Annotated in this window: 22 protein-coding genes; 11 read left to right on the forward strand and 11 right to left on the reverse strand. The window is 69.8% G+C overall.

All coding sequences use genetic code 11. The features are described 5' to 3' along the window. Positions 1-205 precede the first annotated feature (205 nt). Positions 206-1,474, forward strand: coding sequence for an ROK family transcriptional regulator (locus ACIGDI_RS26840; protein ID WP_399901435.1), 1,269 nt, complete (start codon positions 206-208; stop codon positions 1,472-1,474). Positions 1,475-1,499: 25 nt separating this feature from the next. Here the strand turns inward: ACIGDI_RS26840 and ACIGDI_RS26845 are convergent, their stop codons facing one another. Then, positions 1,500-1,838 carry a DUF4913 domain-containing protein gene (locus tag ACIGDI_RS26845; RefSeq protein WP_384816462.1) on the reverse strand — a complete coding sequence of 113 codons (339 nt, stop codon included), beginning with the start codon at positions 1,836-1,838 and terminating at the stop codon, positions 1,500-1,502. Positions 1,839-2,113: 275 nt separating this feature from the next. On the opposite strand from ACIGDI_RS26845, the gene ACIGDI_RS26850 reads away from it, so the two are divergent. Further along, positions 2,114-3,547: a hypothetical protein gene (locus ACIGDI_RS26850; protein WP_399901438.1), complete on the forward strand. Its 1,434-nt coding sequence runs from the start codon at positions 2,114-2,116 to the stop codon at positions 3,545-3,547. 133 nt (positions 3,548-3,680) lie between these two features. Here ACIGDI_RS26850 and ACIGDI_RS26855 read toward each other — a convergent pair whose 3' ends face one another. From ACIGDI_RS26855 to ACIGDI_RS26900, 10 genes are all read right to left on the reverse strand, one after another. Beyond that, a complete protein-coding gene (locus ACIGDI_RS26855) occupies positions 3,681-4,637 on the reverse strand; it encodes a YhjD/YihY/BrkB family envelope integrity protein (protein WP_399901441.1) in 957 nt (318 codons plus the stop codon). Between the two features lie 7 nt (positions 4,638-4,644). Further along, the gene (locus ACIGDI_RS26860) at positions 4,645-5,100 is read right to left on the reverse strand and encodes a hypothetical protein (RefSeq protein WP_399901443.1); all 456 of its coding nucleotides are present in this window, start codon (positions 5,098-5,100) and stop codon (positions 4,645-4,647) included. Positions 5,101-5,566: 466 nt separating this feature from the next. Beyond that, positions 5,567-6,418: a GNAT family N-acetyltransferase gene (locus ACIGDI_RS26865; RefSeq protein ID WP_399901446.1), complete on the reverse strand. Its 852-nt coding sequence runs from the start codon at positions 6,416-6,418 to the stop codon at positions 5,567-5,569. A gap of 58 nt (positions 6,419-6,476) precedes the next feature. Continuing rightward, entirely contained in the window at positions 6,477-7,142 is a 666-nt protein-coding gene (locus tag ACIGDI_RS26870) for a dihydrofolate reductase family protein (protein WP_399901449.1), read from the reverse strand. Continuing rightward, entirely contained in the window at positions 7,142-7,714 is a 573-nt protein-coding gene (locus ACIGDI_RS26875; protein ID WP_399901452.1) for an SRPBCC family protein, read from the reverse strand. The genes ACIGDI_RS26870 and ACIGDI_RS26875 overlap by 1 nt, the downstream gene beginning before the upstream one ends. Continuing rightward, positions 7,698-8,060, reverse strand: coding sequence for an ArsR/SmtB family transcription factor (locus ACIGDI_RS26880; RefSeq protein ID WP_399901455.1), 363 nt, complete (start codon positions 8,058-8,060; stop codon positions 7,698-7,700). The genes ACIGDI_RS26875 and ACIGDI_RS26880 overlap by 17 nt, the downstream gene beginning before the upstream one ends. Positions 8,061-8,193: 133 nt before the next feature. Beyond that, on the reverse strand, positions 8,194-8,721 hold the full coding sequence (locus tag ACIGDI_RS26885; protein WP_399901458.1) for an STM3941 family protein: 528 nt from the start codon (positions 8,719-8,721) through the stop codon (positions 8,194-8,196). A gap of 87 nt (positions 8,722-8,808) precedes the next feature. Beyond that, the gene (locus ACIGDI_RS26890) at positions 8,809-10,845 is read right to left on the reverse strand and encodes an ATP-binding protein (protein WP_399901461.1); all 2,037 of its coding nucleotides are present in this window, start codon (positions 10,843-10,845) and stop codon (positions 8,809-8,811) included. Positions 10,846-11,159: 314 nt separating this feature from the next. Continuing rightward, entirely contained in the window at positions 11,160-12,773 is a 1,614-nt protein-coding gene (locus tag ACIGDI_RS26895; protein WP_399901464.1) for an MFS transporter, read from the reverse strand. Positions 12,774-12,976: 203 nt separating this feature from the next. After that, positions 12,977-13,474 carry a MarR family winged helix-turn-helix transcriptional regulator gene (locus tag ACIGDI_RS26900; protein WP_399901467.1) on the reverse strand — a complete coding sequence of 166 codons (498 nt, stop codon included), beginning with the start codon at positions 13,472-13,474 and terminating at the stop codon, positions 12,977-12,979. A 1,341-nt stretch (positions 13,475-14,815) separates the two neighbouring features. Between ACIGDI_RS26900 and ACIGDI_RS26905 the strand changes: the two genes are divergently transcribed. The 9 genes from ACIGDI_RS26905 (at position 14,816) to ACIGDI_RS26945 (ending at position 26,014) form a co-directional block, all read left to right on the forward strand. Next, entirely contained in the window at positions 14,816-16,351 is a 1,536-nt protein-coding gene (locus ACIGDI_RS26905; RefSeq protein WP_399901469.1) for an acyl-CoA dehydrogenase, read from the forward strand. Between the two features lie 43 nt (positions 16,352-16,394). Beyond that, positions 16,395-16,694 carry an acyl carrier protein gene (locus ACIGDI_RS26910; protein ID WP_200699430.1) on the forward strand — a complete coding sequence of 100 codons (300 nt, stop codon included), beginning with the start codon at positions 16,395-16,397 and terminating at the stop codon, positions 16,692-16,694. Further along, positions 16,691-20,710: an amino acid adenylation domain-containing protein gene (locus ACIGDI_RS26915; RefSeq protein ID WP_399901472.1), complete on the forward strand. Its 4,020-nt coding sequence runs from the start codon at positions 16,691-16,693 to the stop codon at positions 20,708-20,710. Before ACIGDI_RS26910 ends, ACIGDI_RS26915 begins: the two co-directional genes overlap by 4 nt. Continuing rightward, positions 20,694-21,146 (forward strand): SRPBCC family protein, encoded by a 453-nt coding sequence (locus ACIGDI_RS26920; protein WP_399901475.1) that lies wholly within the window; start codon positions 20,694-20,696, stop codon positions 21,144-21,146. The genes ACIGDI_RS26915 and ACIGDI_RS26920 overlap by 17 nt, the downstream gene beginning before the upstream one ends. Next, positions 21,143-22,438 carry a beta-ketoacyl-[acyl-carrier-protein] synthase family protein gene (locus tag ACIGDI_RS26925; RefSeq protein WP_399901478.1) on the forward strand — a complete coding sequence of 432 codons (1,296 nt, stop codon included), beginning with the start codon at positions 21,143-21,145 and terminating at the stop codon, positions 22,436-22,438. The genes ACIGDI_RS26920 and ACIGDI_RS26925 overlap by 4 nt, the downstream gene beginning before the upstream one ends. Before the next feature lies 1 nt (position 22,439). Continuing rightward, complete coding sequence (gene purU / locus ACIGDI_RS26930) at positions 22,440-23,348, forward strand: formyltetrahydrofolate deformylase (RefSeq protein ID WP_399901481.1); 909 nt, start codon at positions 22,440-22,442, stop codon at positions 23,346-23,348. A gap of 157 nt (positions 23,349-23,505) precedes the next feature. Beyond that, positions 23,506-24,735, forward strand: coding sequence for a beta-ketoacyl-[acyl-carrier-protein] synthase family protein (locus ACIGDI_RS26935; RefSeq protein WP_399901484.1), 1,230 nt, complete (start codon positions 23,506-23,508; stop codon positions 24,733-24,735). A 31-nt stretch (positions 24,736-24,766) separates the two neighbouring features. Further along, on the forward strand, positions 24,767-25,318 hold the full coding sequence (locus ACIGDI_RS26940) for an NADPH-dependent F420 reductase (protein ID WP_399901487.1): 552 nt from the start codon (positions 24,767-24,769) through the stop codon (positions 25,316-25,318). A gap of 285 nt (positions 25,319-25,603) precedes the next feature. Next, the gene (locus tag ACIGDI_RS26945) at positions 25,604-26,014 is read left to right on the forward strand and encodes a PepSY domain-containing protein (protein ID WP_399901489.1); all 411 of its coding nucleotides are present in this window, start codon (positions 25,604-25,606) and stop codon (positions 26,012-26,014) included. Positions 26,015-26,016: the final 2 nt, after the last annotated feature.

Here is a 26,016-nt window from a genome sequence, read left to right on the forward strand (position 1 = left end):
TCCTGACCGCCGGGAAGGCGTTCAGGCCTTGCCGAGCCTGCGGGCCTGCGGCATTGCATGGACATCAACTTGCCTCCGATGGCACTGCCCTGTGCCGTCGTGTCCGAGATTTCGTCTGCGGCACCGGACACTAAATCCATTTGTTTTACTAAGTCAATGGGCTGCGGGAGATAGGTTGGAGCGGGGTAACGAGAGAGGACCGCGCGTGCGGCAGGCAGGAACGAACCTTCCGAAGGTCGGGCGATACAACCGGGCCGTCGTCCTGGACCAGATCCAGCTCGCCGACGGCATCAGCCGCGTCGAGATCGCCCAGCACACGGGACTCACCCCGCAGACGGTGTCGGGCATCGTGCGCCGGCTGCTCGACGAGGGCATCGTGCGGGAGGACGGCGCCAGCAGGGTGTCCAGCGGTGGCAAGCCCCGCACCACGCTGCGCATCAACCCCGACGCCGGCAGCGCCGTGGGCCTGCACTTCGACCCCGTGGAACTCAGCTGCACCGTGGTCGACCTGCTCGGCCGCCCGCTGGTCGTCAAGAAGCGCCCCACCCATCCCGGCAACGATCCCGCCCAGGTCGTCAAGGCCATGGCGGAACTCGTCACCGACGTCCTGACCGAGACAGGTGTCGACCAGAACAAGGTCCTGGGACTGGGACTGGCCACCCCCGGCCCGATCGACCCCGGGCAGGGCGCCATCGTGGGCGCGCCCCAGCTCGCCCGCTGGACGCGGGTGCCCGTGCAGCACATGCTGAGCGAGGCGACCGGCCTGCCCGTGACCCTGGACAACGACGCCACCGCCGCCGCGATCGGTGAGCGCTGGTCCGGCGCGGGCAGGGGTGTGGCGGACTTCGCCTACTTCTTCTTCGGCACCGGCGTGGGCGGCGGCCTCATCCTCAACCACCAGGTGTACCGGGGCGGTTCGATGAACGCGGGGGAGTTCGGGCACTCCTCCGTGCTGCCCGACGGCCCGGAGTGCTACTGCGGCAACCGCGGCTGCCTGGAAGGCCTCGTCAACCCGACGGCCATCGTCGCGGAGGTGCACCGCAGACTCAGCGACGGACCCCGCCCGGACACCGCGCTGGCGCGCGCCTTCGCCCAAGACCCCGAGAGCGTGGACCACGCTGCCATCGCCGCGGCCGCGGCAGCCGGCGACCCGGTGGCGGCGGCGGTCATCGACGAGACCGCGGAGCACGTCGCCTCGGTCGCGGTCGACATCGTCAACTTCATCGACGTGGACCTGATCGTCCTGGGAGGACACGGCATCCAGCACGTCGAGTCGCGGTACGTCGAGGTCGTCGCCGCGGCCCTGGCGAGCCGTCCGCTCTCCCGTCACGTGCGGGTCGTCGACGTTGAGGCGTCCTGGCTCGGCACCGACGCGGCGGTCGTGGGCAGCGCCGCACTCGTCCTGCACGCCACGTACTCACCGCAACTGTCCGCACTGCTGGGCACGGGCGTGGTCCCGGGCGGACGGGCTTAGCCCAGGGGCATCGCACCGGGTGGGCTCAGCCGGGGTAGGGATCCATTCCCGGCGTCTCCTTGGCCCGGTGCGCGCCCGCCTTGCAGCCCGCGAACGGACCCGAGGGATCCCGCAGGGAGCTCATGACATGGCCGAGGTGGTCACGGTGCCACGTCGCGGGACCGGTCGCCGGGGCGTCCGGGCCGGTCAGGTCGTGCCAGGCCATCCACAACCCGTACAACTGGGCCACCGCCTCGGGATGCCTCCACCACGACGTGCACCAGGGGGAGGCCGACGTGACCTCCCTGCCGTAGACGGGCAGCAGCAGATGGCGCACCCACAGGGCCAGCCGGTGCAGGGCGTCGTCGTACTCCGAGCCCCCCATGTAGAGGATGAAGGCGGGGACCTGCTGATCCTGGGTCTCCCGTTGCTGCTGTTCCTTGCCTTCGGCCGTCGCGTCTGCAGTCGCTTCTTCGGCCGCTTCCGTTGCTTCCGGCGCGATGGTCATGCGCTCCTCCGTCCGCTCGATCATGGTCGTCGTCGACAACACGACGGCCCGGCACGGCCGTCGGTTCAGCCGGGCCACTGAACCGGCAGGCGTACGAGGCCCGTTGTGCCCGGCAGTCGGCGGCGTCCGGTCGCCCTGCGTGAGGAGCGCACATGCCCGAACGAGATCCGGTGAACGAACCGGAGAACCTCCTGGTCCACTGGTACGGACGTGAACTCAGCGACAACGCCAAGGCCGGGATGCGGGAGATGGCCGCCCGATTTCCCAACTCCAACAAGGAGTTGTGGGTACTTCCCCCGAAGCGCCCGGGGGAGACCGGACAGCAGGAGCAGCAGCGCCTCCTCGCCGGCTACGCGGCGGAGGCACAGAAGCACGGCTACACGGTGAAACACGTCCGCGACGAGACCAGGACCCTCGCGCGCGGCCTCGAACCGAAGTACACCAGCGACACCCTCAACGACATCTTCAGCATGGAGTCGGCCAACGACGGCTACATCACGACCAAGGACCTCGCCTACTACCTGGCGTCCGGCACCAAGACCAGCCTGAACGTGGACCTGTCGCACCACCACATGCGCGACTCCGAGTGGCAGGCGGTCCAGCAGAGCCCCCACTTCTCGCCGCAGGTCGTGGCGCCGGTCGACTTCTCCACCGCCGAACTGAAGATCGTCGACCTCTCCCACGGCCAGGACACCAACATGCGGCACGTCCTGAGCACCGACTTCCTCCCGATGACGCAGCGCTTCGACGAGGCGGACATCCAGCCGGAGTTCACGCGTCACCTCGACGTCTTCGCCATGTACGCGCGCGAAGGCACCCGGGGGCAGGAGTTCGCCAAGGCGGCCGCGGGCCAGTACATCGGCTACCTCGCGCAGATCGCCCAGAACGAGGAGCGCAAGGGCAACGTCACCTTCCGGCAGGGGGACGACCACACCCGGTTCCGGCCCGAGACCGTCAAACTCGTGGAGGACAACCTGCTGGGCGCCAAGTACAACCCCGGTGACGCGCGCCGCAACGACATGATCGGCATGATGAACATCGCCGCCGCCACCGACGCCGTCCACCTCGTCTTCGGCCGGCCCCGGACACCGGACGGCCAGGGCAAGGACTCCATGCCGGTGCTGCGTGTGGACCAGGCGACCTGGGACGCCATCACCGTGCAGGCGTTCGACGTGGACGGCGTCAAGGTGCTCCCGCAGCTGGGCCTGAGCAAGACCTTCCAGGGCAGCTGGCGCAGGGGCGACAGGGACGACGCCCTGGACCTGGGACCCAGCCTCGACGGGGACAAGATCACCCTGGTCCAGGCATCCAACATCGGTGTCGCCCAGGCAGCCGGCGCGGGCATCACCGGGCTCGACAGACCGTCGCGCATCCCCTACGACGTCCAGCGCTCGTCGTCGGCCGGCAACTCGCCCCGGCGCACCCCCAGTCCGCAGAACGCCCTCGACATGGAGCAACTGCGCAGCGAGGTGGCCTCGATGGCCATGCCCAGGACTCCGTCACCGGCGCAGGGCGAGCCCTCCGTACAGGCCGCCGCGGTGGCCAAGCCCACGATGAAGCGGTCGACCACCGGGCCGGCGCGCTGACGGCGCGGCGTCCGTCGGGGAACCCGTCGGCTCGCGCGGGGCCAATGAACCGGAGTCGATGACGGCGTGCACCGCCGGACCGAGGCCGCGGCGCCGGGCAACCAGCTCCGGGGGACCATGGAGCTACCCGGATCTACGAGTGGTTCGAGTCTTCGGTCCGGCGGCGCGAGACCTGCTCTCGTGCGGTGCGCCAGCGCAGACGCGCCTGTTCGAGAACGCTGTCCCACTCCTGGCGGACCTCGTGGTCCGAGGGGCGGTGCCCGGCTCGGATCCGGGCGAGTTCCTCGTGCACCTCCCGTCCCAGGGCTGCCGACGCCACGACGACGACCATCAAGGCGAACAGGGCTGAGATCATCGCGAAGACGGCGCCGACCGCTCCGTACCGTTCGGCGTAGGAGTTGAACAGTCTCGGCAGATAGACGTTCGCTCCCACGGAGTAGAGCGCCGTCAGTGTCGTCGCGATGATCCCGAAGGGGAGCAGTCGCAGCAGGCTGATCCGTTTGGCGGACAGGAGGCGGCCACTCCAGAGGAGGAAGACCGCGGTCACCGGTGTCTCGGCCAGCGCGGCCGCCAGGCCGAGTCGGCCTGTGCCCAGGACCGCCTGGATCCAGCCCGAGACCGCCGCATAGGCGCCGAGGCTCACCATCCACACCAGGTCATTGCGTGTGTTGCGCATACTGAGCGGCTTGAGCTCCCAGCACTGTTCGAACAGACGTTGTGCCGCGCGCGCGAAGCTCAGCGCCGAGATCGTCAGGAACACCACTCCGAGGATGCCTACGCTCGCGTTTGCGCCCTCGGCCTCACCGAGGAGCGCGTTCACTGACTCTGCTCCTTTGCCGGTGAGGCCGTAACGGTTGATGATGCGCTCGGCCGCGTCGTAGTGCACGAAGTTGCTCAGGACGGCGCCCGCGAGGATCGAGAGGGGGATGAGGGCGGTCAGGGCGCTCGATGCGAGGGCCATCGAACGGTCGAATCCCACGATGCGCTGGAAGCGGTTGAGCACGCGCAGGGCGAAAGCCGGACGCAGCCAGAACGTCAGTGTCCTGACAAGGCGCTCGCGCGTGATCTCGCGCCCGCCGACAGCCGGCATGCCGTGCCTAATAGCGCAGGGCCCTGGCGACTTCGGCGCGGACGGGGCCGGAGAGCTTGCGGTTGCTGCGGGCGGTGCCGCTGCCGTCCCTCCCGGCGGCGACGTCGTTGACCGTCACCACAATGGTGTCGAGAAGTTTGCCCGCGTTGTCGTGGAGGCTGACCTGAACCACGAACGACTTCGCTGAGCCCGCGGTGTTGTGCACGGTCACGGGGACGGTGATCCGACCGTCACCGGCCGAGGCCGGGGCGCCGAGGCTCACCTCGTTCTTCGCGTCGATGCCGTTCTTGACCTCGTCCAGGCGGCGCTTGGCCTCCGCCGAGGCCGAAGCGAGCGCGGAAGTTCCCTGGGAGGCCAGGGAGGCCACGGCGGAGGAGGCCGCGGACGCCGCCGAGGAGGCGGCCGAGGCCGCTTTGCTGCGGGCAGGCGACGTCGTTGTCGAGTTGTCGGAGCAACTGGTCACGCCGGCCACAGCACAAGCCATGAGCAGCACAGCCGCAGCGCACCGGTGCTGCTTGGTCTTCCTCAGGCGTCCTGCCATTTCTTCTCCCGTGCTGGACCAGCGGTTACCGACTTCCAGTCAAGGACACGCGGCCGGTGGCCGCATGCCGCACGGGGGTGGGCCAGGACGGTTCACCCGTATGGCACGGCGCGCACCGGCGGGTGAGCGTTCAACGGCCCGAGTCCTGGGGCCCGCCCCTACTGAACCCCTCACCGAGTCTTCCGGCGGGCGGACCGAGCGGGTATCACCCTTCGCGGGTGATACACCGCCGGTGCTTACTGCAGTGATCTTGATGCAGACTGGCACCCTCAGCGGCACGGTCGGAGTTCTGCGGCGGCGTCGGCGGCAAGGCTGACGAGGACCGCCCATACCGGGTCCGGCGGTCGGAGAGGCCGTCCCCTACCGGTGCCTCAAGGTGCGTCGAGGCTCAACTCGGTGCAACCTGCTTCACCAGAATGGCGCGGGTGTACAGCAGGTGGAATCCCCTGCGCTGCACGTTCTGCTGGGACTTGGAGGCCGGTTGGGTGGTGACGACGGCGATGTCGCAGCCGGCGGCTGCTGCGTCGGCCAGCCGGGTTGAGAGCAGGGCGGTCTGCACGCCTCGTCGGCGGTGTGCCGGCGCGGTAGCCGCACCCGTGAGCTGTGCGACGCCGTCCGTGACGCGGAGGCTGCCGCCTCCGGCGACAATGCCGTCGCGCAGGGCGATGTAGTGCACCACGCCGGCCGCGGCGAAGTCCCGTTCGGCGTTCGCAAGCGCCTGACGCGGGAACTCCTCGTGCGAGGGGATGCCCTGGTCGTCGGGGTGTGCGAAACCGTCCGCCACGGCGTCGAGCCATGCGTCGAACTCGTCGTCGCGGCACACCCGGACGTCGATTCCGGGGGGAGTCACCCGCTCGTACGAGTCGTCGAGTGCGAGCCCGAGCACGTTCTCGAACGACGTCAGCCGGTATCCGCGGTCCGTGAGCAGGGCGCCGACCGCGGGGTCGGCCAGATGGGCCACCTCGGCCTGCACGGCAGCGCCGCGATCGGCGAAGCCGCGCTCGATGTCGTCGAGCGCGGCCGCGTCGGGTACGCCGTCGAACCCGAGGCCGGCGATCTTGTTGAAGGGGGAGTCGTCCTCGGCGAACGTGGCCATTCCGCCCGCCACTGGCAGTGCGAACCCGATGTCGTCTCCTCGGCGCAGGCGGGCGGCCTCCGCTGCGGCGCTCATCAGCTGGGCCTCGGCGCGCTCGATGCGCTCCGCCAGGTCGACCGCACAGAAGAGCGGCAACCGATTCATGGCCGACCGTATCGCATGTCCACGCTCATGGTCCGAGGCTAGCGGCGACCTCTGGTGGCTACCTCTTCCCGACCGTGTAGGTCAGGTGGGTCACCCGGGACGACGTGTCCGCCCGGGCCTGGGCCAGCGTGAGTCGGTCGGGGTCCACGCGGTCGAACAGGCGGATGCCGGTGCCGAACAGAACGGGCGCGAGGGTGATCGAGAACTCGTCGATCAGGCCGCCGTCCAGGTACTGCTGGATGATCTCGGCGCCGCCGGCGATGCGGACGTCGCGCTCCCCGGCAGCCTCGCGTGCCTGGTCGAGGGCGCTGGAGATGCCGTCGTCGACGAAGTGGAAGGTGGTGCCGCCCTTCCGCTCCCATGGCTCGCGCCTGGTGTGGGTGACGACGAACACCGGGGTGTGGAACGGTGCCTCCTCCGGCCATGCCAGCTCGCCGGCGTCGAACATCCGCTTGCCCATCACGCTCGCGCCGGTGCGCTCGAACGTCGCCCGTGCGATGTCGTTGTCGAGGCCTTCCTCGCCGCCCTCGCCGAGCTTGAGGTTCTCCCTGAACCACCGCTGCGGGAACAGCCACGCCTGCAGTTCCGACCACTTCGTCATCCAGCGCCGGACCCTGGGGTCGTCACGGCCTTGGGGCGAGAAGACGTCCTCGACGGGCACGGGCTCGGGTGCCATGAAGCCGTCGAGCGACATCGTCACACTGAAGAACACCTTCCCGGCCATCAGCGCACCGTCCCGTCCTGTCCGGTCTCCTGCTCGGTCATGGTTTCGTCGGCGGTCGCGGGCCCGCGGCCGGTGGACCGCTCCCGGGCGACCTGTGCGACGTAGGCCGCCAGGTTGTTCAGCGTCTGTTCGCCGCCTTCGATCGCGTGGTACTTCTCCACCGCCTCGTCGCGGAGTTCCTTGGTGGGGAAGACGGTGTGCATCACGATCCGGGTCTTCTCGCCTGCGCCCTCGAAGGTCAGGACCGACTCGAAGGCGTTGGGGTCGTCGTGGGACTCGCCGTGCAGCAGGGCGATGCGCTGGGGCGGGACGATCTCCCGCCAGGTGATCCACTCCTGGTAGTCGGTGCCGTCCGGTCCGTGCATCACGAAGTCCCACGCCCCGTCGACGCGGAACTCGAAGGACCGCGTCGTGGTCGTGAACCCCTCCGGCCCCCACCACCGTGACAGGTGCTGGACTCGCGTGAACGCTTCGAACACCAGCTCCTGCGGGGCGTCGATCACCCGGGAGATCACGATCTCGCGGTCCGCGGTCGCGCGTGCGGGCTCGCCGTCGTCACTGGTCGTCGCCATCGCGTGGTTCCTCCTGCCTTGCCTGCTTCAGCTCCTGGACGTACTCGTCCAGCCGGTCGAAGCTCTCGTTCCAGAACCGCTCGAAGCCGCCGACCCATTCGTGGACCGGCCGCAGCCCCTGGGCGTCGAGGCCGTACAGCCGCTGCTTGCCCGCCTCGCGGACCCGTACCAACCCGACCTCGCGGAGGACCCGTAGGTGCTTGGACGCCTGTGGCTGGGTCATCCCGAGGTCTCGGGCCAGCTCGGTCACCGGCCGCTCGCCGCCTCGCAGCAGTACCAGGATCTGCCGCCGCTGCGGTTCGGCGATCGCGTTGAACGCGTCCGAGGTCGTCGCCGCTCGTGCCATGACGTCATCGTATGCCCATATGGGAATGTGTCAATGTGTGGTGTGTCGATGCGTGGTGCTTGGAGGGTGCTCATGTCGTGCGAGCAGCCGGTCCGCGACCGTTCGAGTCGGGGCCTTCGTGGCCCCCGCTGTGTCAGTACTGCACTGCGAGTCCGGGCCGGTGGCGCCGCATCGCCTCCACGACCTCCTCGGGCGGCACCGGCAAGGTGTTCGTGGCCATGTTGGCAGGGCCGAAGCCGAGTCGTGCGTTCATCGACGCGGTGCTGCGGACCAGCCTGGGCGCTCGAGTCAGGTAGGCGTCCGGGTCGTGCAGCACCAACTCGATGAACCGCTGCTCGGCGTTGCGCACTCGCTGCTCGCGTATCCGCACGGCGGCGATCTCGTCCCAGCCGAAGCGACCCAGCCGGACATGCTCCACTCCGGCGTCGTCCACCACCAGTTCCGGCCGGTCGCGCAGCAGGCGCTGGATGATGAGCACGGCGCACAACCCGAAGAAGGGCACGGCCGCGGCTCCCGCCAACGTCATCTTGACGGTGCTGTGGGCGACCAGGAAGACGATGCCCAGGGCGACGAAGACTAGAGAGCCGACCAGCATGGCCCATACGCGTGTCTTGGCGAGCGGGTAGACCGTCGGGGGCTGTGGAACGCCGTTTGTGATCACGGGCTGAGACGATAGGACCAAAGTCCTCGTCAGCGGAAGCCTTCTCGGCGGTGTGCGGTGGCGACTGTCTCGAAGCTCATGGAGCCCTCACGCCCCGGGTGGGTGTCCTCCGCGCGCGGCCCAGGACACGAGTGTCTGCCTGTCGCAGGTGGCGGCCTGCCGGCAGATGTCGTCGTAGGCCCTTTCGCCCATGGCGTCTATGAGCGTGCCCTCGCATTCGTCCCGCAGGGATGCCAGTTCCGGTGTGCCCCGTTGGGGATGGCCGACGGTCTCCCACAGGTGGGCCGCCGCACCGAAGGCGTAGGCCGCGGCGTGGTGGTCTCCCGTGTCGGTCAGGGAGATGGCGAGGAGATCCATGATCATGGCGATCCCGAAGGCGTCGCCGATGTGCCGCTTGGCGTCCAGGGCGGCGCGGGCGTGGTCGACAGCGTCCTGGGTGCGCCCTTCCAGGAAGGCGATGAGCGCCAGCTGGTGTTCGGCGTAGGAGCGCGTCCAGTACTCGTCGGACGCCCGGCAGATGTCACGCAGTTCGACGGCCTCCTGCCGGGCGTCCGCCAGGTGCCCGGACCCGGTGAGGGCGAAGACGTGCACCAGGCGGCACATCGCCGCCGCGCCGGTCAGCCGACCGGGGCGGGAGCCGGCGGTCACCGGCTCGACGACCTGCGCCGCCGCGAGCGGGCGGCCCTGCAGGAGGCGCAGCAGGCCGTCCACATAGGCCGCGCGCGCCAGTCCCTCGGCGTCGCGGGCGACCGCGGCGGCGTTGCGGCAGTCGGCGGCCACCAGTTGTGCCGCCTCGTGTTCGCCCTGGAGTGTCAGCGTCAGCCCCAGGCTCCACAACCCCTGTACCCAGATGTCGTCCTGGCCTTCCTCGGTGGCCGTCGCCGTCGCCAGCTCCAGGTACCGACGAGCCTCGTACAGGTAGCCCGAGCAGACCCAGAAGAGGGTGACGTTGCCGATCAGTTCCAGGGCCGCGGCCGGGTCGGTCGCGAGGAAGTGGTCGGCCGCGAGCCGGATGTCGGCGTGCAGGAACTCGAGCCGCTGGTACCAGCCGCGCTGGGCGGGACCGAACCACTCCAGGTGCGCCTGGCGGGTCTGGGCGAGTACGTGCTCGGCGTGACGGCGGGCCAGGTCCTGTTCGCCGTCGAGTTCGTGCAGCCACATCCGGCCGTACTGCCGTACGGAGTCCAGCATCCGGTACGTGCCGCCCCGCTGGACGACGACGGACTTGTCGCACAGAGAGGTGAGGGTGTGTGCGACCCGGCTGGGTGAGAGCGGGCCGCCGCTGGCCACCTGCCAGGCGGTGGTGGCGTCGAAGGAGCCGGGCAGGAACGACAGCCGGGCCCACAGCAGTCTCTCCAACGGGGTGCACAGCTCGTGGCTCCAGCCGATCGTGGTACGCAGGGCGGCGTGCCGTGTCGGGCGGGGAGTGTGCGCGGCCATGGGGGGAAGGTCGACCGCCGCGAGCGGACCTGCGCAGAGTTCTGTCAGCGACATACCGCGTAGTTGCGCGGCGGCCAGTTCCAGCGCCAGCGGCAGACGCTCCAGGTGATCGCACAGGCTCGCGGCCATCTGGTGGTCGCTCTCGTCCTTGAGCGGGCTGCCCGCCGCCGCGGCACGGTCGGCGAACAGCGCGACCGCGTCTTGTGCGGAGGAGAGGGGTGCGATCTCGACGACCGTCTCGCCCTGTACCCTCAGCGGTTCTCTGCTGGTGGCCAGGATCCTCAGGTTCGGGCAGGCCGTCAGGAGGTCGCCGGTCAGTTCGCGGCACTCGGCCGGCAGGTGTTCGCAGGAGTCGAGGACCAGCAGTATGGGGTGGTCGCCGATCCAGGCGCAGATCGCCTCCGTCGGCAGCCGCGGTGTGTGGTCGGACAGTCCCAGCGCATCCGCGACGGTGGCCGCCAGGAGCTGCGGATTGAGCAGGGGCGACAGGTCCGCCCAGGCCACGTCCCGTTCGGTGTGCGGCTGTCGGCGGGAGGTGACGCGCGCGGCGAGCCGGGTTTTGCCGACTCCGCCCGTACCCGTCAGCGTCACCAGCCGGCTGCGGCTCATCGTCGTGCCGATCAGATCGAGTTCCTCCGACCGGCCGATGAAAGAGGTCTCGTCGTCCCAGAGCATCCACACCATGGCGCCACTGTTTCAGCCGTTCTGACGTGTTATCAGCAGATCAGGCATTAGTACGTGGGCCATGTCCGGAGCTCGTAGCATGGAACGGCCCGTGCCGGAGGTCTCTTACGGGCGCAACGTCGGGGCGGCCTCGTCGGCGAGCGGATCCAGGCGGCGCCGAACATGGGTCTGCCCGAGGTGTTCGAAACCGCCGTACGACCCCGGTTCACGGGGGACGTCGTCCGTGTGGGGAAGACCGGTGATGTGCTGAACCGCCCCGACGGCACGGGGGACGGGCCGTCGGGGCGGTGCTCAGGGAGAGTCGCGACGCGAGGTCAGGCGGATGCTCCCACCGTGACGTCGGGCGAACCGTCCGGCCGCACCTCGCCGTCCTGGTCGACGTCCGGCGGGATCGTCGACAGGGCGCTGGAGTGCAGGTCCTTCGTCCGCAGCATGGTGAATCCGATGATCGCGGCGATGAACCCGAGGATCGCGCTGAGCGTCATCGCGCCGTGGAAGGCGTTCATGAACGCGTCCTGACCTGTGGCCAGCACCTTGTCGCGCAAGGGGCCGGCCGCCTGGGCGACCGTGTCGAGGCCACCGGCGCTGATGCCGTGTGCGGCACTCTCGGCCGCGTCGCCGCCCATCTGCTTCCCGACCGCGGAGTCCTTGAAGTCGCTGGCCACGCTGTGCTGGAAGTACGCGCCGACACCGGCGATGCCGACCGCGATGCCGACCTGCTGGAACGTCTCGTTGATGCCGGATGCCACGCCGGACTTGGCCGGCTCGGTGACGCCGATGGCCAGCGCGGCCCGGGCCGGGTTGAAGGCGCCCATACCGATACCGGCGATGATCAGAGCCGGGAGGAGGACGGTCCAGGAGGAGTCGGCCTCGGTCAGGTTCAGGAAGAGGATGCCGATGGCCATGACGAGCGTGGAGCCGCCGAGCAGGACGCGGAAGGGGACCTTGCCGATGAGGCCGCCGCCGAGCGCACCGGCCACGAACATCGCGCCCGTCAGCGGCAGGAACCGCAGACCGGTGCCCCAGGCGTCCACGTGCAGCATGTTCTCGAGGTAGCTGGTCTCGAAGAACACCGAAGGCAGGGCGCCGGCGTTGCCGATCATGGCGACGAGGCTGATGCCGACGAAGGTGGGACTGCGGAAGAAGGCCGGGTCGATCAACGCGCGTTCGCCCAGGCGGCGTTCGATCACGACGAAGAAGAGCAGGAAGACGGCGCTCAGCGCGTAGAGACCCAGCGTGACGCCGCTGGTCCAGCCCTCCACCGGGCCGCGGATCGTGGCGTAGACGAGCGCGCCGAGCGCGATGCTGAAGGTCGCCAGGCCACTCCAGTCGGTGGGGTGGGCCTTCGGGTTGAGCGACTCGCGCACCCGCAGGGCGCCGATCAGCAGGGCGATCACGCCGACCGGGACGTTGATGTAGAAGATCCAGCGCCAGGACAGCGCGTTGATCAGCGAGCCGCCGATCAGCGGGCCGGTGGCGACGGCGAGGCCCACGGCGGCACCGAAGGCGGTGAAGGCGGTCGCGCGTTCCCTGCCGTGGAACTCGTGGCTGAGCATGGCCGGGCCGACGGCGAACATGATCGCCGCGCCGACGCCCTGGATGGCCCTGAACCAGCTCAGCGCCCCTGCGCCGTCGGCGAGGCCGCAGGCCAGGGAGGCGGCGGTGAAGATCGCGAAGCCGACCTGGAAGAGCTTCTTACGGCCGATGCGGTCGGCGAGGGAGCCGGCGGCGACCAGGAAGATCGCGAGCGTGAGGGCATAGGCGTCGAAGACCCACTGGAGGTCGGAGAAGCTGCTGCCCAGGGACTCGTGGATCTGGGGAAGAGCGATGGCGACCACGCTCAGGTCGAGCATCAGCATGAACGAGCCCAACGCGACGATTCCGAGTGTCCACCACCTCGTGGGCGATGGCGCGCGTTCTGCAGGCATGCGACAACCTTCCAATCAAGCGGATCTATCGGATCTCTAGATGATGGAAATCTAGATGATTGGATCCTCCGTCGTCAATGATCCATGCGATCGCGGTCCGGCGTGTGCGACTCGTCACCCTGTGTGACCAAGGATGGATGTAGAAAAGGGCGTCGGACGAGGTGTCCGACGCCCGGAGGGGTGCTTCAGTGGGAGGGGGCGTCTCAGTCGGAGCAGACGGATGCGGGCCAGCGGCCGGCCAGAAGCCTGCCGAGCATCCCGCGCAGCGCCTCGCGTTCGCTCTCCTCCAGGGTGCCGAAGAACGAGGACTCGACCTCGGTGGCGATCCGGTCGGCCGTCGCCAGTGCCTCCCGGCCGGAGTCGGTGAGGATCAGGTTGTAGCGGCGGCGGTCGGTGGGGTTGCGTCGGCGCTCGACGTGCTGATTGCGCTCCATCTCGTCGATCACGGTGACCACGGTGGTCGGGTCCAGGTTCAGCAGGCGGCTGAGGTCCTGCTGGGACAGTTCCGGGCCACCGGAGAGGGCGGCCAGGACGAAGAAGTAGCGGATGCGCATGCCGACCGCGCCGAGTGCCTTCTCGACGTCCTCGACCAGGACCAGGCCGGCCTTGTGGAGCAGGTATCCCGGGCGTTCGGCGATGGGGAAGTCCTTCCGGGGGGACAGCTGCACCTCGGACGGCTCGGCGTTAGCGCTGCGCACCATGACCCGGTTCCCTTCGATCGTCCAGAATCTCCACCATCGAAGATAACAATGTTTCCCGGGTGAGTAACCAGGCGGGTTTCGGCGCCGGGTGACCCCTCGGTCCGGCCCCGAGCTGCGAAGGGGTGTGTGTGGGTCGCCGCGGGCTCGCTGAAGTCGACGGGTCGGCGCCGGCGACCGAACGCCCCCGGCGCCGCCGGCTCCCCATCCGTCTTCGAAGGGCTCGTCGTCTCGGCAGACCGGGCGCGCCGGACCTGGGCCCCAGCTGTCCATTCACGTGCGCTGGAATTCATTAGTCCGTAACATTCCGCTACGACTCGCCGACAAAGTGGCGAGATTTCTGGCGGAATTGTGTGGTCCGCATAGAGGATGCGGAACTAGGTATTCACTAGTGACGTGCCAGGTCATGCATGAATCCGCAGCTGCAGAATCGTTCACTCGATCCGAAGATCGAGAATAGGCGCGTGATCCGGGTCACGTGGCACGAAGTGACGCACCTGCTACGCTTTCACTGTGCCTGGCCAAAACATCACTTAATGTGGTCGAGAGGCGCATCGCGAGGAATCGATATTCGAGCCGGCGTCGCATGGGGGAACCAAGAAGCCGACGGCGGTTGCGGAATCGATCAGACCAGCTTCAGCAAGGCACGCCGATGAGGAGCTAGCCGGGGGTGGCTGTGTCTCCTGATTCGCGTCAAAACGGGGAGATTCACATGACGGTTCATCTGCAGTTCGGCTGCTGTCGCAGACGACGCTGACGATCGGGGACGCACGCCCATTCGTGCTGCTCACACAGGGCAGGTCGATGCTGTCGGCCTCTGCCCTGCCATGCCCGATCATAGCTCTGACATGCCTTGATCTGTCTTGAGTGCTGCGGCACGCCTGACCCTGGCACGTCTTTTTCCGATGCGCCGCGTCGCGTAGCTACGCGCGTAAACGAGGCGCGTCACCATACGCGCACTCCTGTTTCCGATTTGCCGTGATGCGGCGAGCGCGCTTTCGCGTGCACGCCTGTCCCGGCATGGATTCCTTCTGTCACGCCTGGAATGGAAAGCGTTCTATGACTCAGTTAGGCACCGAGAAACCGCCCGTCACTTCCGCTGCTCTCGCCGAGGCCTTCGAGGACTGGCTCGGAGACCCGGAAGTGGAATCGAATTCGATCTCCTTTGCCGGAGCTCTCGAACTGGATGAGCGGGACGAACTGCCTACCGCCGGAATCACCCGTGTGCGTGGTTTCGGATTCAACCGATATTTCGTTCCGGAGTGGCTCGGTGGGGATCTCCGAGCCGCCGAGGACATCCTCATGCTCACCCGCGTGATAGCCCGCCGGGACATGAATGTCGCCGTGAGCGAAAGCACCCAGGTATGGATGATGCTCGCCTGGATCGGCGGCACCGCCGAACAGCAGGCCAAGCACGCCGCCACCGTCCTGCACGGGGGAGTCGTCCCGTGCCTGGCCTACTCGGAACCGGAGCACGGCGCGGACCTGGCGGCCAACCGTTTCCTGGCCGTCCCGGACGGCGGACACTACGTCCTGTCCGGCGAGAAGTGGCCGATCAACCGGGGACGCACATCCACCCACGTCGTCGTCCTCGGCACCACCGGTGACGACACCACACCCGCCAAGCGCCTGCAGTCCATGTTCCTCGTGGACCGGTCGCAGGTGCTCTCCGGCACGGTGACCGGCGTCCCCCGCGTCCCCACCCACGGTCTGCGCGGCTGCGACATCAGCGGGGTCGCCTTCGACGACGCCCGGGTGGACGCCTCCGCCCGGCTCGGCGCCGAGGGCGAGGGGCTCGAACTCGCCCTGCGGGGGCTGCTGATCACCCGCACGTTCTGCACCGGCCTCTCCCTCGGGACCGGTGACACCATGCTCCGCACGGTGGCCGGCTTCCTCTCCGACCGGATCCTCTACGACGGCCCGGCGAGCGAGATCCCCTACGTCTCGGAGTCCCTCGCCAACGCCTACCTCAGCCTGCTGGTGGCGGAGTGCGAGAGCCTCGTCGCGATGCGCGGACTGCACCTGTACACCGAGCAGTTCAGCATCTGGGGCAATCTCACCAAGGTGCAGGTGGCCCGGATGGTGGACTTCAACACCAAGGTGCTCGCCCGCACGCTGGGCGCCCGGTACTTCATGCGCGCCCCCGAACACGTGGGGACGTTCCAGAAGATGCTCCGCGACGGCGCCGTCGTCTCGGTCTTCGACGGCAGCGAGCCGGTCTGTCTGGACAGCATCGCGCTTCAACTGCCCGCCCTGGTCAAGGCGCACGGCCACGACCGGGACGAGGACTGGCGTGCGCTGTACGACCTCGGGGCCGAACTGCCGGCCTTCGAGCCGCACCGGGTGAGCGTGTTCGGCCGCGGCCGCGACGCCACCTTCGCCAGCCTCCCGGCCCTGATCGACCGCCTCGCCGCACTGGAGCCGTCGGCCGGCTGCGACGAGCACCGTCTCGCGGCCCTGCGCGCCCAGGCCGAGCACCTCCGGCAGGAGCTCGACACCCTCCTCGCGCGAGTCACCGAGATCCGGCGCTCACCAGCCGTACAGAACGCGGCCATTCGGCCCCCCGAGACCGGCAAGACCACTCCGCCCACCCTGCTCCGCGTCGCCGAGGAACTCAGCGACCTGCACGCCAAGATCGCCGCGCTCGGGATCTGGCTGTTCAACCGCGACCAAGTAGACGCGTTCTTCGCCGACGGCGCCTGGCTGGAGGCCGCACTGACCCGCCGCAAGGTCCGCGAGTACGGAACCGGAGACCTCGACCCGGCGACCGCCCGGGCCCTCGTCGACCGGATGGACGCCCAGCGCACCGGCCACGAGTTCTTCTCCCTGCGCACCGTGCGCCTGGCGGCCCCGGGCGCCCGCGAAGCCACCACCGCCTGAGACCAACGACTTTCGAACCCATCGGAAAGGGTGACGACCTGCAATGAGCACCACACACACCGATCTGACGCTGGACGACGTCCGGAACATCCTCATCAAGGCGGTGGCCGCCGAAGCCGGTGTCGCTCCCGTCGAACTGGAGACCGACCAGCCCTTCACCGCCTACGGCCTCGACTCGATGGCGGCGCTCTCCGTCGGCATGGAGATCGAGGACGCCCTGGGCCTCACCGACCCGCCGGTGGACCTGCTCTGGGACCACCCCACCGTGGACAGCCTGGCCGAGGCCCTGTGGCAGCTGATGAACGGTGAGCCGCTCGCCGAGGCGACGGACGGACGGCGATGACCGAGCAGACAACGACACGCACCTACCCCGTCAACGCGCAGCAGGCCGGCCTCTGGTTCATCCACGAGACCGATCCGCAGTGCTCGGCTTACCACATCGTGTTCGGCGCCGAGGTCACCGCCGACCCGGAACTGGGGCTGAAGGTCCGAGGCATCCTCGACGACCTGACGCGTGAGCACGAGGCCCTGCGGGTCGGTCTGCGGGGCGGCCCTGACGGCCCCGTGCAGTTCACCCTGCAGACGGTGCCCCTCGTCATCCGGCACACCGACGTCCGGGGCCTGGCCCCGGACGCCCTGCGCGACCGCGTCCGCACCGACAGCCGGGAGCCCTTCGACCTGTCGCGGCCGCCGCTGTGGCGCGTTCACCTGTACCGCACCGCCGAACGCACCTGGGTGTTCACGGCCGTCGTGCACCACATCGTCGCCGACTTCTGGTCGCTCGCTCTGCTGCTGTCCGAGGTGCGCAGCCGCCTCGAGGGCACGCCGAACCGGTTCACGCTCAACGGCGGCGCCTTCGCCTCCTACGCCGAGCAGCAGCAGGCATTCCTCACCACCGACAAGGCCCGCGCCCTGCTCGACGCCGAGACCGAGCGGCTGGCGGACGTACCGCCGGGCCTGGACCTGTACGGTGACCGGCCCCGGCCGCCCGCGCCTTCCTACGACGGCGGCTCCGCGCCCTTCGCCCTCTCGGCCGAGGCCACCGAAGCGGTACGGCGCCTCGCCCGCGAGACGTCGTCGACGCCGTACACCGTCCTGCTGTCCGCCTACTTCGTGCTGCTGAGCCGGCTCAGCGGACAGGACGACATCCTGGTCGGCACGCCGACCTCGGGACGGTTGCAGCGCCAGTTCCGCGACGCGCTCGGCAACTTCGTCAACACGGTCGTCGTACGCGGTGAGGTCGACGAGGAGTCGACGTACCGTCAGTTGCTGACGTCGACCCGCGAACGGGTGCTGCAGGCTACCCGGGCGCAGGAACTGCCCTTCCCCTGGCTGGTGCGGGAACTGGCACCGCCGCGGGACCCGAGCCGGACGCCGCTGTACCAGGCGGGCTTCGCCTGGGACCGGCTGCCGTTCCTGCACGACATGGACGCGTTCTTCCTGCTGGATCCGGAGCCCGGCGCCCAACTCGACATCGCCGGCGCCACCTTGCGGCCGTATCCGCTGCCGCAGCAGGAGGGGCAGACCGATCTGTGGATCGAGATGGGCGCGGAGCGGGCGGGCGCCTACGCGGGTGTCCTGCGCTACAACACCGACATCTTCGAGGCGGGCACCGCCCGTGAGCTGGCCGACGCCTTCGTCACCACGGTGCAGACCCTGGTCGCCCACCCGGACGACGCTCTGCGCACCGTCGTCCGTGGGGACGACCGGCAGCGCGCGCGGCTCGCCGAGTGGGGCAGCGGTCCCGAACGCGAGGTGGCCGAGGCCACGTTGGGGCAGCGCTTCCGCCGGCAGGCCGAGCGAACGCCCGACGCGACCGCGCTGGTGGCCGACGGCGTGGAGTGGAGCTACGCCCGGCTGCTGACGGCCGTCGAGGAGACCGCGGCGGCGGTACGTGCCGCCGGGGTCACCGTGGGGGACCGCGTCGCGGTGATGGTGGAGCGCGGCGCACCGCTGGTGGCAGCCCTCCTGGGCGTCCTGGAATCCGGCGCGGCATACGTGCCGCTGGACCCCAAGCTGCCCGCCGAGCGGCTGGCGTACATGGCCGAGGACTCCCGCGCACGGCTCCTGCTCAGCCAGCGGAGCCTGAGTGAGAGCCACCTGCCGGGCCTTCCGGTGCTGAACCTGGAGGACCTGGGCAGCGGCGGCGCGTCCGCGGCGGAGCCCGTCGCGGGTCCCGCCGACCTCGCCTACATCCTCTACACCTCCGGGTCCACCGGCCGCCCCAAGGGCGTGGCGATCCCGCACCACGCGCTGATGAACCTGCTTCTCGCCATGCGCGAGGACACCGGATTCTCCGCGGCCGACAGTCTGCTCGCCGTCACCACGATCTCCTTCGACATCGCCGGTCTGGAGCTGTTCCTGCCCCTCGTCGCCGGCGGACAGGTCATCGTGTGCGACAGCGGGACGGCTTCCGACGGTGCCTCGCTCGCGGCGCGCATCGAGGCGTCCGGGGCCACCTGGATGCAGGCGACCCCCACCTCCTGGCGCATGCTGCGCGACGCCGGCTGGACCGGTGCCGAACGGCTGAACGTCCTGTGCGGCGGGGAGGAACTCCCTCTGGAACTGGCCGAGTTCCTGCACGGCCGGGTGGCGAGCCTGCGCAACGTGTACGGGCCGACCGAGACGACGATCTGGTCCACCTCCGGCCTGGTCGAACCCACGGCCGGCATCGACATCGGCACACCGATCGCCAACACGCAGCTGTACGTCCTCGACCCGCAGGGGCGTGCCGTCGAGCCGAGCTTCCCCGGTGAGCTGTGGATCGGCGGTGACGGTCTCGCCGCCTGCTACTGGGACCGGCCGGAGCTGACGGCGGAGCGGTTCGTGAGCGGACTGCCGGCCGCCCCCGAGCGGCGCCTGTACCGCACCGGCGACCGCGCCCGCTGGACCAGCGACGGGCGGCTGCTGCACCACGGCCGGCTGGACAACCAGGTCAAGCTGCGCGGCTACCGCATCGAACTCGGTGAGGTCGAGTCCGTCCTCGAAGCGATCGACGGAGTGTCCACGGCGGTCGTGGTGGTGCGCGGCGACCGGCTCGTCGCCTATCTGGTGGCGGAACCCGGCGCAGAGCTGCGGACGGCGGACATCAGGTCGGCGGCCGCGGTGGCGCTGCCGCCGTACATGGTGCCCGGGATCGTGGTGGTCCTGGACGAGCTGCCGCTGACGGCGAACAAGAAGATCGACCGCAACCGGCTGCCGGAACCCGTGGTCACCTCGGACGCCGGCTTCGAGAAGCCGCGGGACGCCACCGAGATCACGCTGGTCCGGATGTGGACGGAGATCCTGGGCATCCCCCAGGTCGGCATCCACGACGACTTCTTCGACGTGGGCGGTCACTCCCTGCTCGCCGTACGGCTCAGCGCGGCCATCCGCGCCGAGTGGGACGTGGACATCCCGATCTCCGTGATGCTGCGCCAGGGCACCGTCGCCGAGCTGGCCACCATCGTGCGACGCGGCGGCCAGGAGTCCTCGCGCACCCCGGTCGTCACGCTGCGCGAGGGAGAGCCGGGGACCCGGCCGGTGTTCCTGTTCCACCCCTTCGGCGGCACCGTCTTCTGCTACGTCGAACTGACCCGGCACCTGCCGGACGGCCGACCGGTCCTGGCGATCGAGGCACCCGGCATCCAGAACGAGGGCGAGGCCGAGATCAGCGTGGAGGCGATGGCCACCCGCTACCTGGAGCACGTCCGCGAGACCCAGCCCAACGGGCCCTACGCGATCGGTGGTTGGTGCTTCGGCGGAGTGATCGCCTACGAGGTCGCCGGGCAACTGCGCGCGGCGGGCGAGGAGATCGAGCTGCTCTTCGGCATCGACAGCCGGGCCCCGATCGAGGAGAACGTCCCCGAGTCGGCGGACGACGCGACACTGCTGTCCTGGTTCGCCCGGGACCTCGCCGTGCCCGCCGGGAAGACACTCGACATCCCGGCGGAGGACCTGCGGGCGCTCGGCGGCGACGCCGCGTTCGACCACATCCTGGAGCGAGCCGCCGCCATCGGCGTCCTGGCCCAGGACGCCGACCGCGCCCAGATCCTGCGCTACTTCGAGGCCTACCTCGCCAACGGCATCGCCCTGCAGACCTACCTGCCCGAACCGAACGCGCTGGACCTGGTGCTGCTGCGCGCGGCCGACGAGCCGGCCGACTACGGGCCCAAGCTCGGCTGGGAGGCACTGATCGAGGGCTCCCTGCACGTCGTCGACGTGTCCGGCGACCACAACTCGGTGATGTACCCGCCGCACGCGGAGGTCGCCGCCCAGGCGATCGCCCCGCACCTGGCACCGGCGGCCGGCCCGGACCCGACACCCGTTCCGCTTACCGCGACCGATCTGGAAGGAGACCGTCGTGACGGTCACCGCTGAGTACGCGTTCCACCTGCCCGCCACCCCGAAAGAGGCGTTCGAGCTGATCTCGGACCCGGCGCAGGACCCTGTGTGGCAGGCGGCCTGCGTCGACGTGAAGCTGCTCAACGGCGAGCCGCGCCCGGGTGGCCGTTACGAGATCACCTTCCAGCTGATCGGCAAGCGCATGGAGTTCACCGTCGAGATCGACGAGTTCGTGCCGGGCCGACGCTCGAAGTTCCACACCCTCGACGGGCCGTTCGGCTACGTCGGCACCTACGACTACGCCGAGAACACCGACGGCACCACCACCGTGCACTGGACGTTCGAGGTGGAGCCCGGGGACTACTTCGGAATCATGCCGAAGTCCCTGCTCAGGAAGGTCCTCGTCAACTCGGTGAAGAAGGACTCCGCAAAGCTCGCCACGACGCTCGGCCAGGAGGCACGAAACCGATGAACACCCATCAGCAGGACAACACACCGAAGGTCGTCGTCACCGGCCTGGGAGAGACCACACCGCTCGGCGGTGACGTCGCCGACACCTGGGACGCGATGCTGCGCGGTGACAGCGGCATAGCGCTGCTGGACGGAGAGCCCTGGACGAAGGACATGCCGCCCGTGCTGGGCGGCCGGGTCAAGGTGGAGCCCGGGCTGCGCCTCGAGCACCAGCAGCGCCGGCGGCTGAGCCGCAGCGCCCAACTCGCCGTGACGGCCGCCGCCGAGGCATGGGCCGACGCCGGACTCGACGGGGCGGCCGTCGTCCCGCACCGGGTGGCCGTGGTCGTCTCGACCGCGCTCGGCGACATGACCGCGATCATCGACGGCTGGGAGGCCCTGAAGACCCGAGGCTGGCGGCGGGTGCCGCCGATGACCGTGCCGATGGCGATGGGCAACGGCTCCGCCGCGGCGGTCGCCCTGCTGGTCGACGCCCGTCTCGGCGTGCACGCCACCGTCAACGCCTGCTCGTCGGGCACCCAGGCGCTCGTGACGGCCGCCGAGCTGATCCGCAGCGGGGAGGCGGACGTCGTCGTCGCGGGCGGCGCCGAGGCACCCCTGCATCCCATGGTGCTGTCCTCGTTCGCGGCCATGCGCGCGCTGTCCCAGCGCATCGACGACCCCGCTGCGGCCTGCCGGCCCTACGACGCGCAGCGCGACGGCATGGTTCTCGGCGAGGGCGCCGGCATCCTCGTACTGGAGTCCGAGCGGCACGCCCGAGAGCGCGGCGCCCGGATCTACGCGGAACTCGCCGGGGTGGGAATCTCCTCGGACGCCTACCACATGGTGCAGCCGGAACCGAACGGGACCGGTTCGGTGGCGGCGATCCGGGCCTCGCTGAAGGACGCGGGCGTCACCCCCGCTGACGTCACGCACTTCAACGCCAACGGCACGGCGACCTTACCCGGTGACGCCGCCGAGGCACGCGCGGTGCGGACCGTGTTCGGCGACGCCGGTCAGGGCCCCGCCCTCACCGCGAACAAGTCGATGACCGGGCACAGCCTCGGGGCCGCGGGCGCCATCGAGTCCATCACGACGATCCTCGCCCTGCACCACGGACTGGTGCCGCCCACCCGTAACTTCACCCACCCCGACGACGATCTCTCCGTCGACGTGGTGCACGGGGCCCCGCTGAAGCTGGGGGACGACCAGGTCGTCGCGGTGAAGAACTCCGCCGGGTTCGGCGGTCACAACGTGGCGCTGACGTTCCGCGGCGTCATCACCCCCGAGTCGCTGTCCGGGACGGGAATCTGACATGTCGCTCGCTGTCGAGACGGCCGCTGCGCCCGCCGGGACGACCCGCACCGGCCATGGGCACGCGTCCCTCGTGGTCCGGGGCAAGGATCGTCCGGGCATCGTCGCGGCCGTCGGATCGGTGCTGGGCGAGCACGGGGCGAACATCGTCTCCCTCGACCAGTACTCGGACAATCCGCAGGGCGGGGCGTTCTTCCAGCGCACGGTGTTCGGCCTCGACCACCTGCGGGCCGTGCTGCCCGCGGTGGAGGAGGACCTGCGCGGTCGGCTCGCCGGGGGCTTCGAGCTGGAGTTCACGTTGCGGGACCTGTCGGTGCCGAAACGGGTGGCGGTCTTCGCCTCCAAGTCCGACCACTGTCTGCTGGACCTGCTGTGGCGGCACCGGCGAGGACAGCTGCCCGTGACCGTCTCCATGGTGATCTCCAACCATCCGGACACCGCCGAGGAGGTCCGCTCCTTCGGAATACCGTTCTTCCACGTCCCCTCCGCGGGCCCGGACAAGTCCGCCGCGGAGGCCGAGCATCTACGGCTGCTCGAGGGCAACGTCGACTTCGTGGTGCTGGCCCGCTACATGCGGATCCTGTCGGCGGAGTTCATCGAGCGGCTCGGGGTGCCCATCATCAACATCCACCACTCCTTTCTGCCCGCTTTCATCGGCGCCGGCCCCTACGCCAGGGCCAAGGAACGCGGCGTGAAACTGGTCGGCGCCACCGCCCACTACGTGACGGAACAGCTCGACGAGGGCCCGATCATCGAGCAGGACGTGGTCCGGGTGAGCCATGCCGACACCGCCGCCGATCTCCAGCGGCGCGGCGCGGACGTGGAACGGGCCGTGCTCACGCGCGCGGTGCAGTGGCACAGCGAGGACCGGGTGATCCGGCACGGCAACCACACGATCGTCTTCGCGTGACCAACGCGACCACGGACGCGACCGGGCATGAGCGGGCAGGACGGGCTCGGACATGGCGGGCAGGACAGGTTCGGACAAGCGGTGCGGACCGGTCTGCCGCCCGCGCCGACCTGCAGGCCGGCCGCCGGAATAAGGCAGACACGGAAAGGAGCAGCGGATGAGCCGGGACAGCCGGGACGAGGGGGTGCTCGTGACGGGGCTGGGCGCCCTGACACCACTGGGCGGGAGCGCGGCCGAGTCGTGGCAGGGCCTGCTCCAGCAACGCTCGGGCATACGAAGCCTGCCGGCGGACTGGCCGGAGGACCCTCCGGTGCGGATCGCCGGCACGGTGACCGCCGACCCAGTGGAGGTGCTCGGCCGGGTGCACGCCCGCAGACTCGACCGGGGCGAGCAACTGGCTGTGGCGGCCGCCCGCGAGGCGTTCCGGGACGCGGGGGAGCCCTCGGTGGAACCTGAACGGTTGGCGGTGGTCGTCGGCACCGGCATCGGAGGCGTGTTGAGCGCCCTCGGGCAGGACGACCTGTACGAGCGGTCGGGGACGCGAAAACTGTCCTCGTACGCGGTGCCGATGCTGATGCCGAACGGGCCCGCCGCCTGGGTCAGCATGGACCTGGGGGCGCGGGCCGGGGCGCGCGCACCGGTCAGCGCCTGCGCCGCGGGGGCCGAGTCGCTGGCCCTGGGGTTGGACCTGATCAGGCTGGGGCGCGCCGACGTGGTGGTCGCCGGGGGGACCGAGGCGTGCCTGCACCCGTTCATGGTGGCCGCGTTCACACAGATGAAGGCGCTGTCCCAGCAGGGCGGGGATCCGGAGGCGGTCTCCCGGCCTTTCGACGCGAACCGTTCCGGCTTCGTCATGGCCGAGGGCGCCGCGGTCGTGGTCCTGGAGCGGGCCGGGTTCGCCCGTGCCCGAGGGGCCCGCGTCTACGGCACGCTGGCGGGCGCTGCCGTCACCTCCAGCGCCCGGCACATATCCGCGTCCGACAGCGAGGGCCAGGTGCTGGCGATGCGGGCGGCACTGCGGGACGCGGGCCTGGAACCGGACGACATCGGGCATGTGCACGCGCACGCCACCTCCACCCCCGGCGGCGACCTCGCCGAGGCCGAGGCGGTGGCCAAGGCGATCGGCGTGCACCCGGCGGTGACGGCAACGAAATCGATGACCGGTCACATGCTCGGCGCCTCGGGGGCGTTCGGAGCGATGTCCGCGCTCCTGGCACTGCACCACGGGGTGGTCCCGGCCACCCTCAACCTGGACGAGCCCGATCCGCGCGTCGGTTTGGACGTGGTCGCCGGGCACAACCGCACGGTCGACCTGGACGCGGCCCTGGCCAACTCCTTCGGATTCGGGGGACACAACGTCAGCCTGGTGCTGACGCGCACGGCATGACACAGCGGTGACAACGGGGGAGAGCAGCAACATGACGACGATCGGTGTACTGGGCACAGGCGGCATCGCCGACGCGCTCGCGACGATGTTCGACCGGGCCGGCCACGAGGTGCGGATCGGGCAGGGGAGGGAGGTCGTCGCGGAGTCGGCCGTGGTGATCCCCGCCGCACTCGGGGTGCAGGGCGCGGTACAGCGGCTCAGGCCCTGGCGGCCCTCGCTGCGCGGGAAGATCCTGGTGGACATCACCAACCCGTTCACGGGCGGCCACCTCGACTTCGTGGGGCCCTGGGCGGCGGGCGGCGCGCAGGACCTCGCGCGGGCCTTCCCCGAGGCCCGCCTGGTGGGCGCGTTCAAGAACGTGTGGTGGGAGACGTTCGACGGGGGACCCGACGCGATGGCCCCGGTCATCCGAGTGATCTCGGACGACGAGGAGGCCAAGGAGACCTTCCTGCACCTGTGCGGCCCCACCCCGTTCAGCTTCGTCGACGCGGGCGGCCTCGCCCAGGCCCGTCGGGTGGAACGGATGGCGCTGTCGGGGGCGGGGGCGTCGGGCGTCTTCGTGACGGACGCGGTGGGGGCGTGACGGCTTCGGCGTAGCGCGTACGGAGCCCTGGAGCCGGTGTCGCGGTTCGGGCCGAGGTGCCGGGCGCCAGGAGGTCGATCGGGGCCCCGGTCAGGCCTGGCCAAGGAGAACCTGGCCCCCGTCACCGTGCGGTGTGGCGGAACATTGGCAATCTGCTGGTCTCTTCCTCTCCGTCTGCTGGGCTGCCTCTCGACAGGGGGTTCCTAGGGTCGTGGACGTCCCCCGGAGGTCGGTCTACCAGGCCTCCGAACTCGCAAGCCACACCCAGCGTTTGGAGACCTTCCGATGCGTGTTCTGCCCCGCCGCGCCCTGCTCGCCGCCCCCGCCGCCGTGCTGATGTTCTCGCTGGTCGCCTGCGGTGGATCCGATTCAGGCTCCGACAGCTCCAAGGCCGCGGACACCCAGCAGTCGGCCCAGAGCGCCGGTGGCGCCGAGGAGGGCGGAGCAGCCGGTGACGCCGACGACAAGAAGGAACCGCCGCTGACCGGGGACACCAAGCAGAAGGCCGAGGCCGCCGCGCTCGCCAAGTACCCGGGCACGGTGGTGAAGTCGGAGGAGGACGCGGAGAAGCCGGGCATGTACGCGGTGGAGGTCAAGCAGTCGGACGGGACCTCGATCGAGGTCTACCTCGACAAGTCCTTCACGGTCACCGACACCAAGAAGGAGGGCACCGAGGAAACCGAGGACGCCGGCTGACG

The sequence above is a fragment of the Streptomyces sp. NPDC085900 genome (assembly GCF_044540925.1).
Lineage (GTDB): Bacteria > Actinomycetota > Actinomycetes > Streptomycetales > Streptomycetaceae > Streptomyces > Streptomyces gilvifuscus.

What these genes read in the sequence shown, in the direction of transcription:
- ACIGDI_RS26855 (WP_399901441.1), bottom strand. Translation starts at nt 4,637, where the DNA reads ATGCCGGCTGTCGGCGGGCGCGAGATCACGCGCGAGCGCCTTGTCAGG.
- ACIGDI_RS26900 (WP_399901467.1), bottom strand. Translation starts at nt 13,474, where the DNA reads ATGGTGCGCAGCGCTAACGCCGAGCCGTCCGAGGTGCAGCTGTCCCCC.
- ACIGDI_RS26870 (WP_399901449.1), bottom strand. Translation starts at nt 7,142, where the DNA reads ATGGCCGGGAAGGTGTTCTTCAGTGTGACGATGTCGCTCGACGGCTTC.
- ACIGDI_RS26890 (WP_399901461.1), bottom strand. Translation starts at nt 10,845, where the DNA reads ATGGTGTGGATGCTCTGGGACGACGAGACCTCTTTCATCGGCCGGTCG.
- ACIGDI_RS26925 (WP_399901478.1), top strand. Translation starts at nt 21,143, where the DNA reads ATGAACACCCATCAGCAGGACAACACACCGAAGGTCGTCGTCACCGGC.
- ACIGDI_RS26845 (WP_384816462.1), bottom strand. Translation starts at nt 1,838, where the DNA reads ATGGGGGGCTCGGAGTACGACGACGCCCTGCACCGGCTGGCCCTGTGG.
- ACIGDI_RS26895 (WP_399901464.1), bottom strand. Translation starts at nt 12,773, where the DNA reads ATGCCTGCAGAACGCGCGCCATCGCCCACGAGGTGGTGGACACTCGGA.
- ACIGDI_RS26865 (WP_399901446.1), bottom strand. Translation starts at nt 6,418, where the DNA reads ATGAATCGGTTGCCGCTCTTCTGTGCGGTCGACCTGGCGGAGCGCATC.
- purU (WP_399901481.1), top strand. Translation starts at nt 22,440, where the DNA reads ATGTCGCTCGCTGTCGAGACGGCCGCTGCGCCCGCCGGGACGACCCGC.
- ACIGDI_RS26945 (WP_399901489.1), top strand. Translation starts at nt 25,604, where the DNA reads ATGCGTGTTCTGCCCCGCCGCGCCCTGCTCGCCGCCCCCGCCGCCGTG.
- ACIGDI_RS26910 (WP_200699430.1), top strand. Translation starts at nt 16,395, where the DNA reads ATGAGCACCACACACACCGATCTGACGCTGGACGACGTCCGGAACATC.
- ACIGDI_RS26850 (WP_399901438.1), top strand. Translation starts at nt 2,114, where the DNA reads ATGCCCGAACGAGATCCGGTGAACGAACCGGAGAACCTCCTGGTCCAC.
- ACIGDI_RS26915 (WP_399901472.1), top strand. Translation starts at nt 16,691, where the DNA reads ATGACCGAGCAGACAACGACACGCACCTACCCCGTCAACGCGCAGCAG.
- ACIGDI_RS26875 (WP_399901452.1), bottom strand. Translation starts at nt 7,714, where the DNA reads ATGGCGACGACCAGTGACGACGGCGAGCCCGCACGCGCGACCGCGGAC.
- ACIGDI_RS26935 (WP_399901484.1), top strand. Translation starts at nt 23,506, where the DNA reads ATGAGCCGGGACAGCCGGGACGAGGGGGTGCTCGTGACGGGGCTGGGC.
- ACIGDI_RS26880 (WP_399901455.1), bottom strand. Translation starts at nt 8,060, where the DNA reads ATGGCACGAGCGGCGACGACCTCGGACGCGTTCAACGCGATCGCCGAA.
- ACIGDI_RS26940 (WP_399901487.1), top strand. Translation starts at nt 24,767, where the DNA reads ATGACGACGATCGGTGTACTGGGCACAGGCGGCATCGCCGACGCGCTC.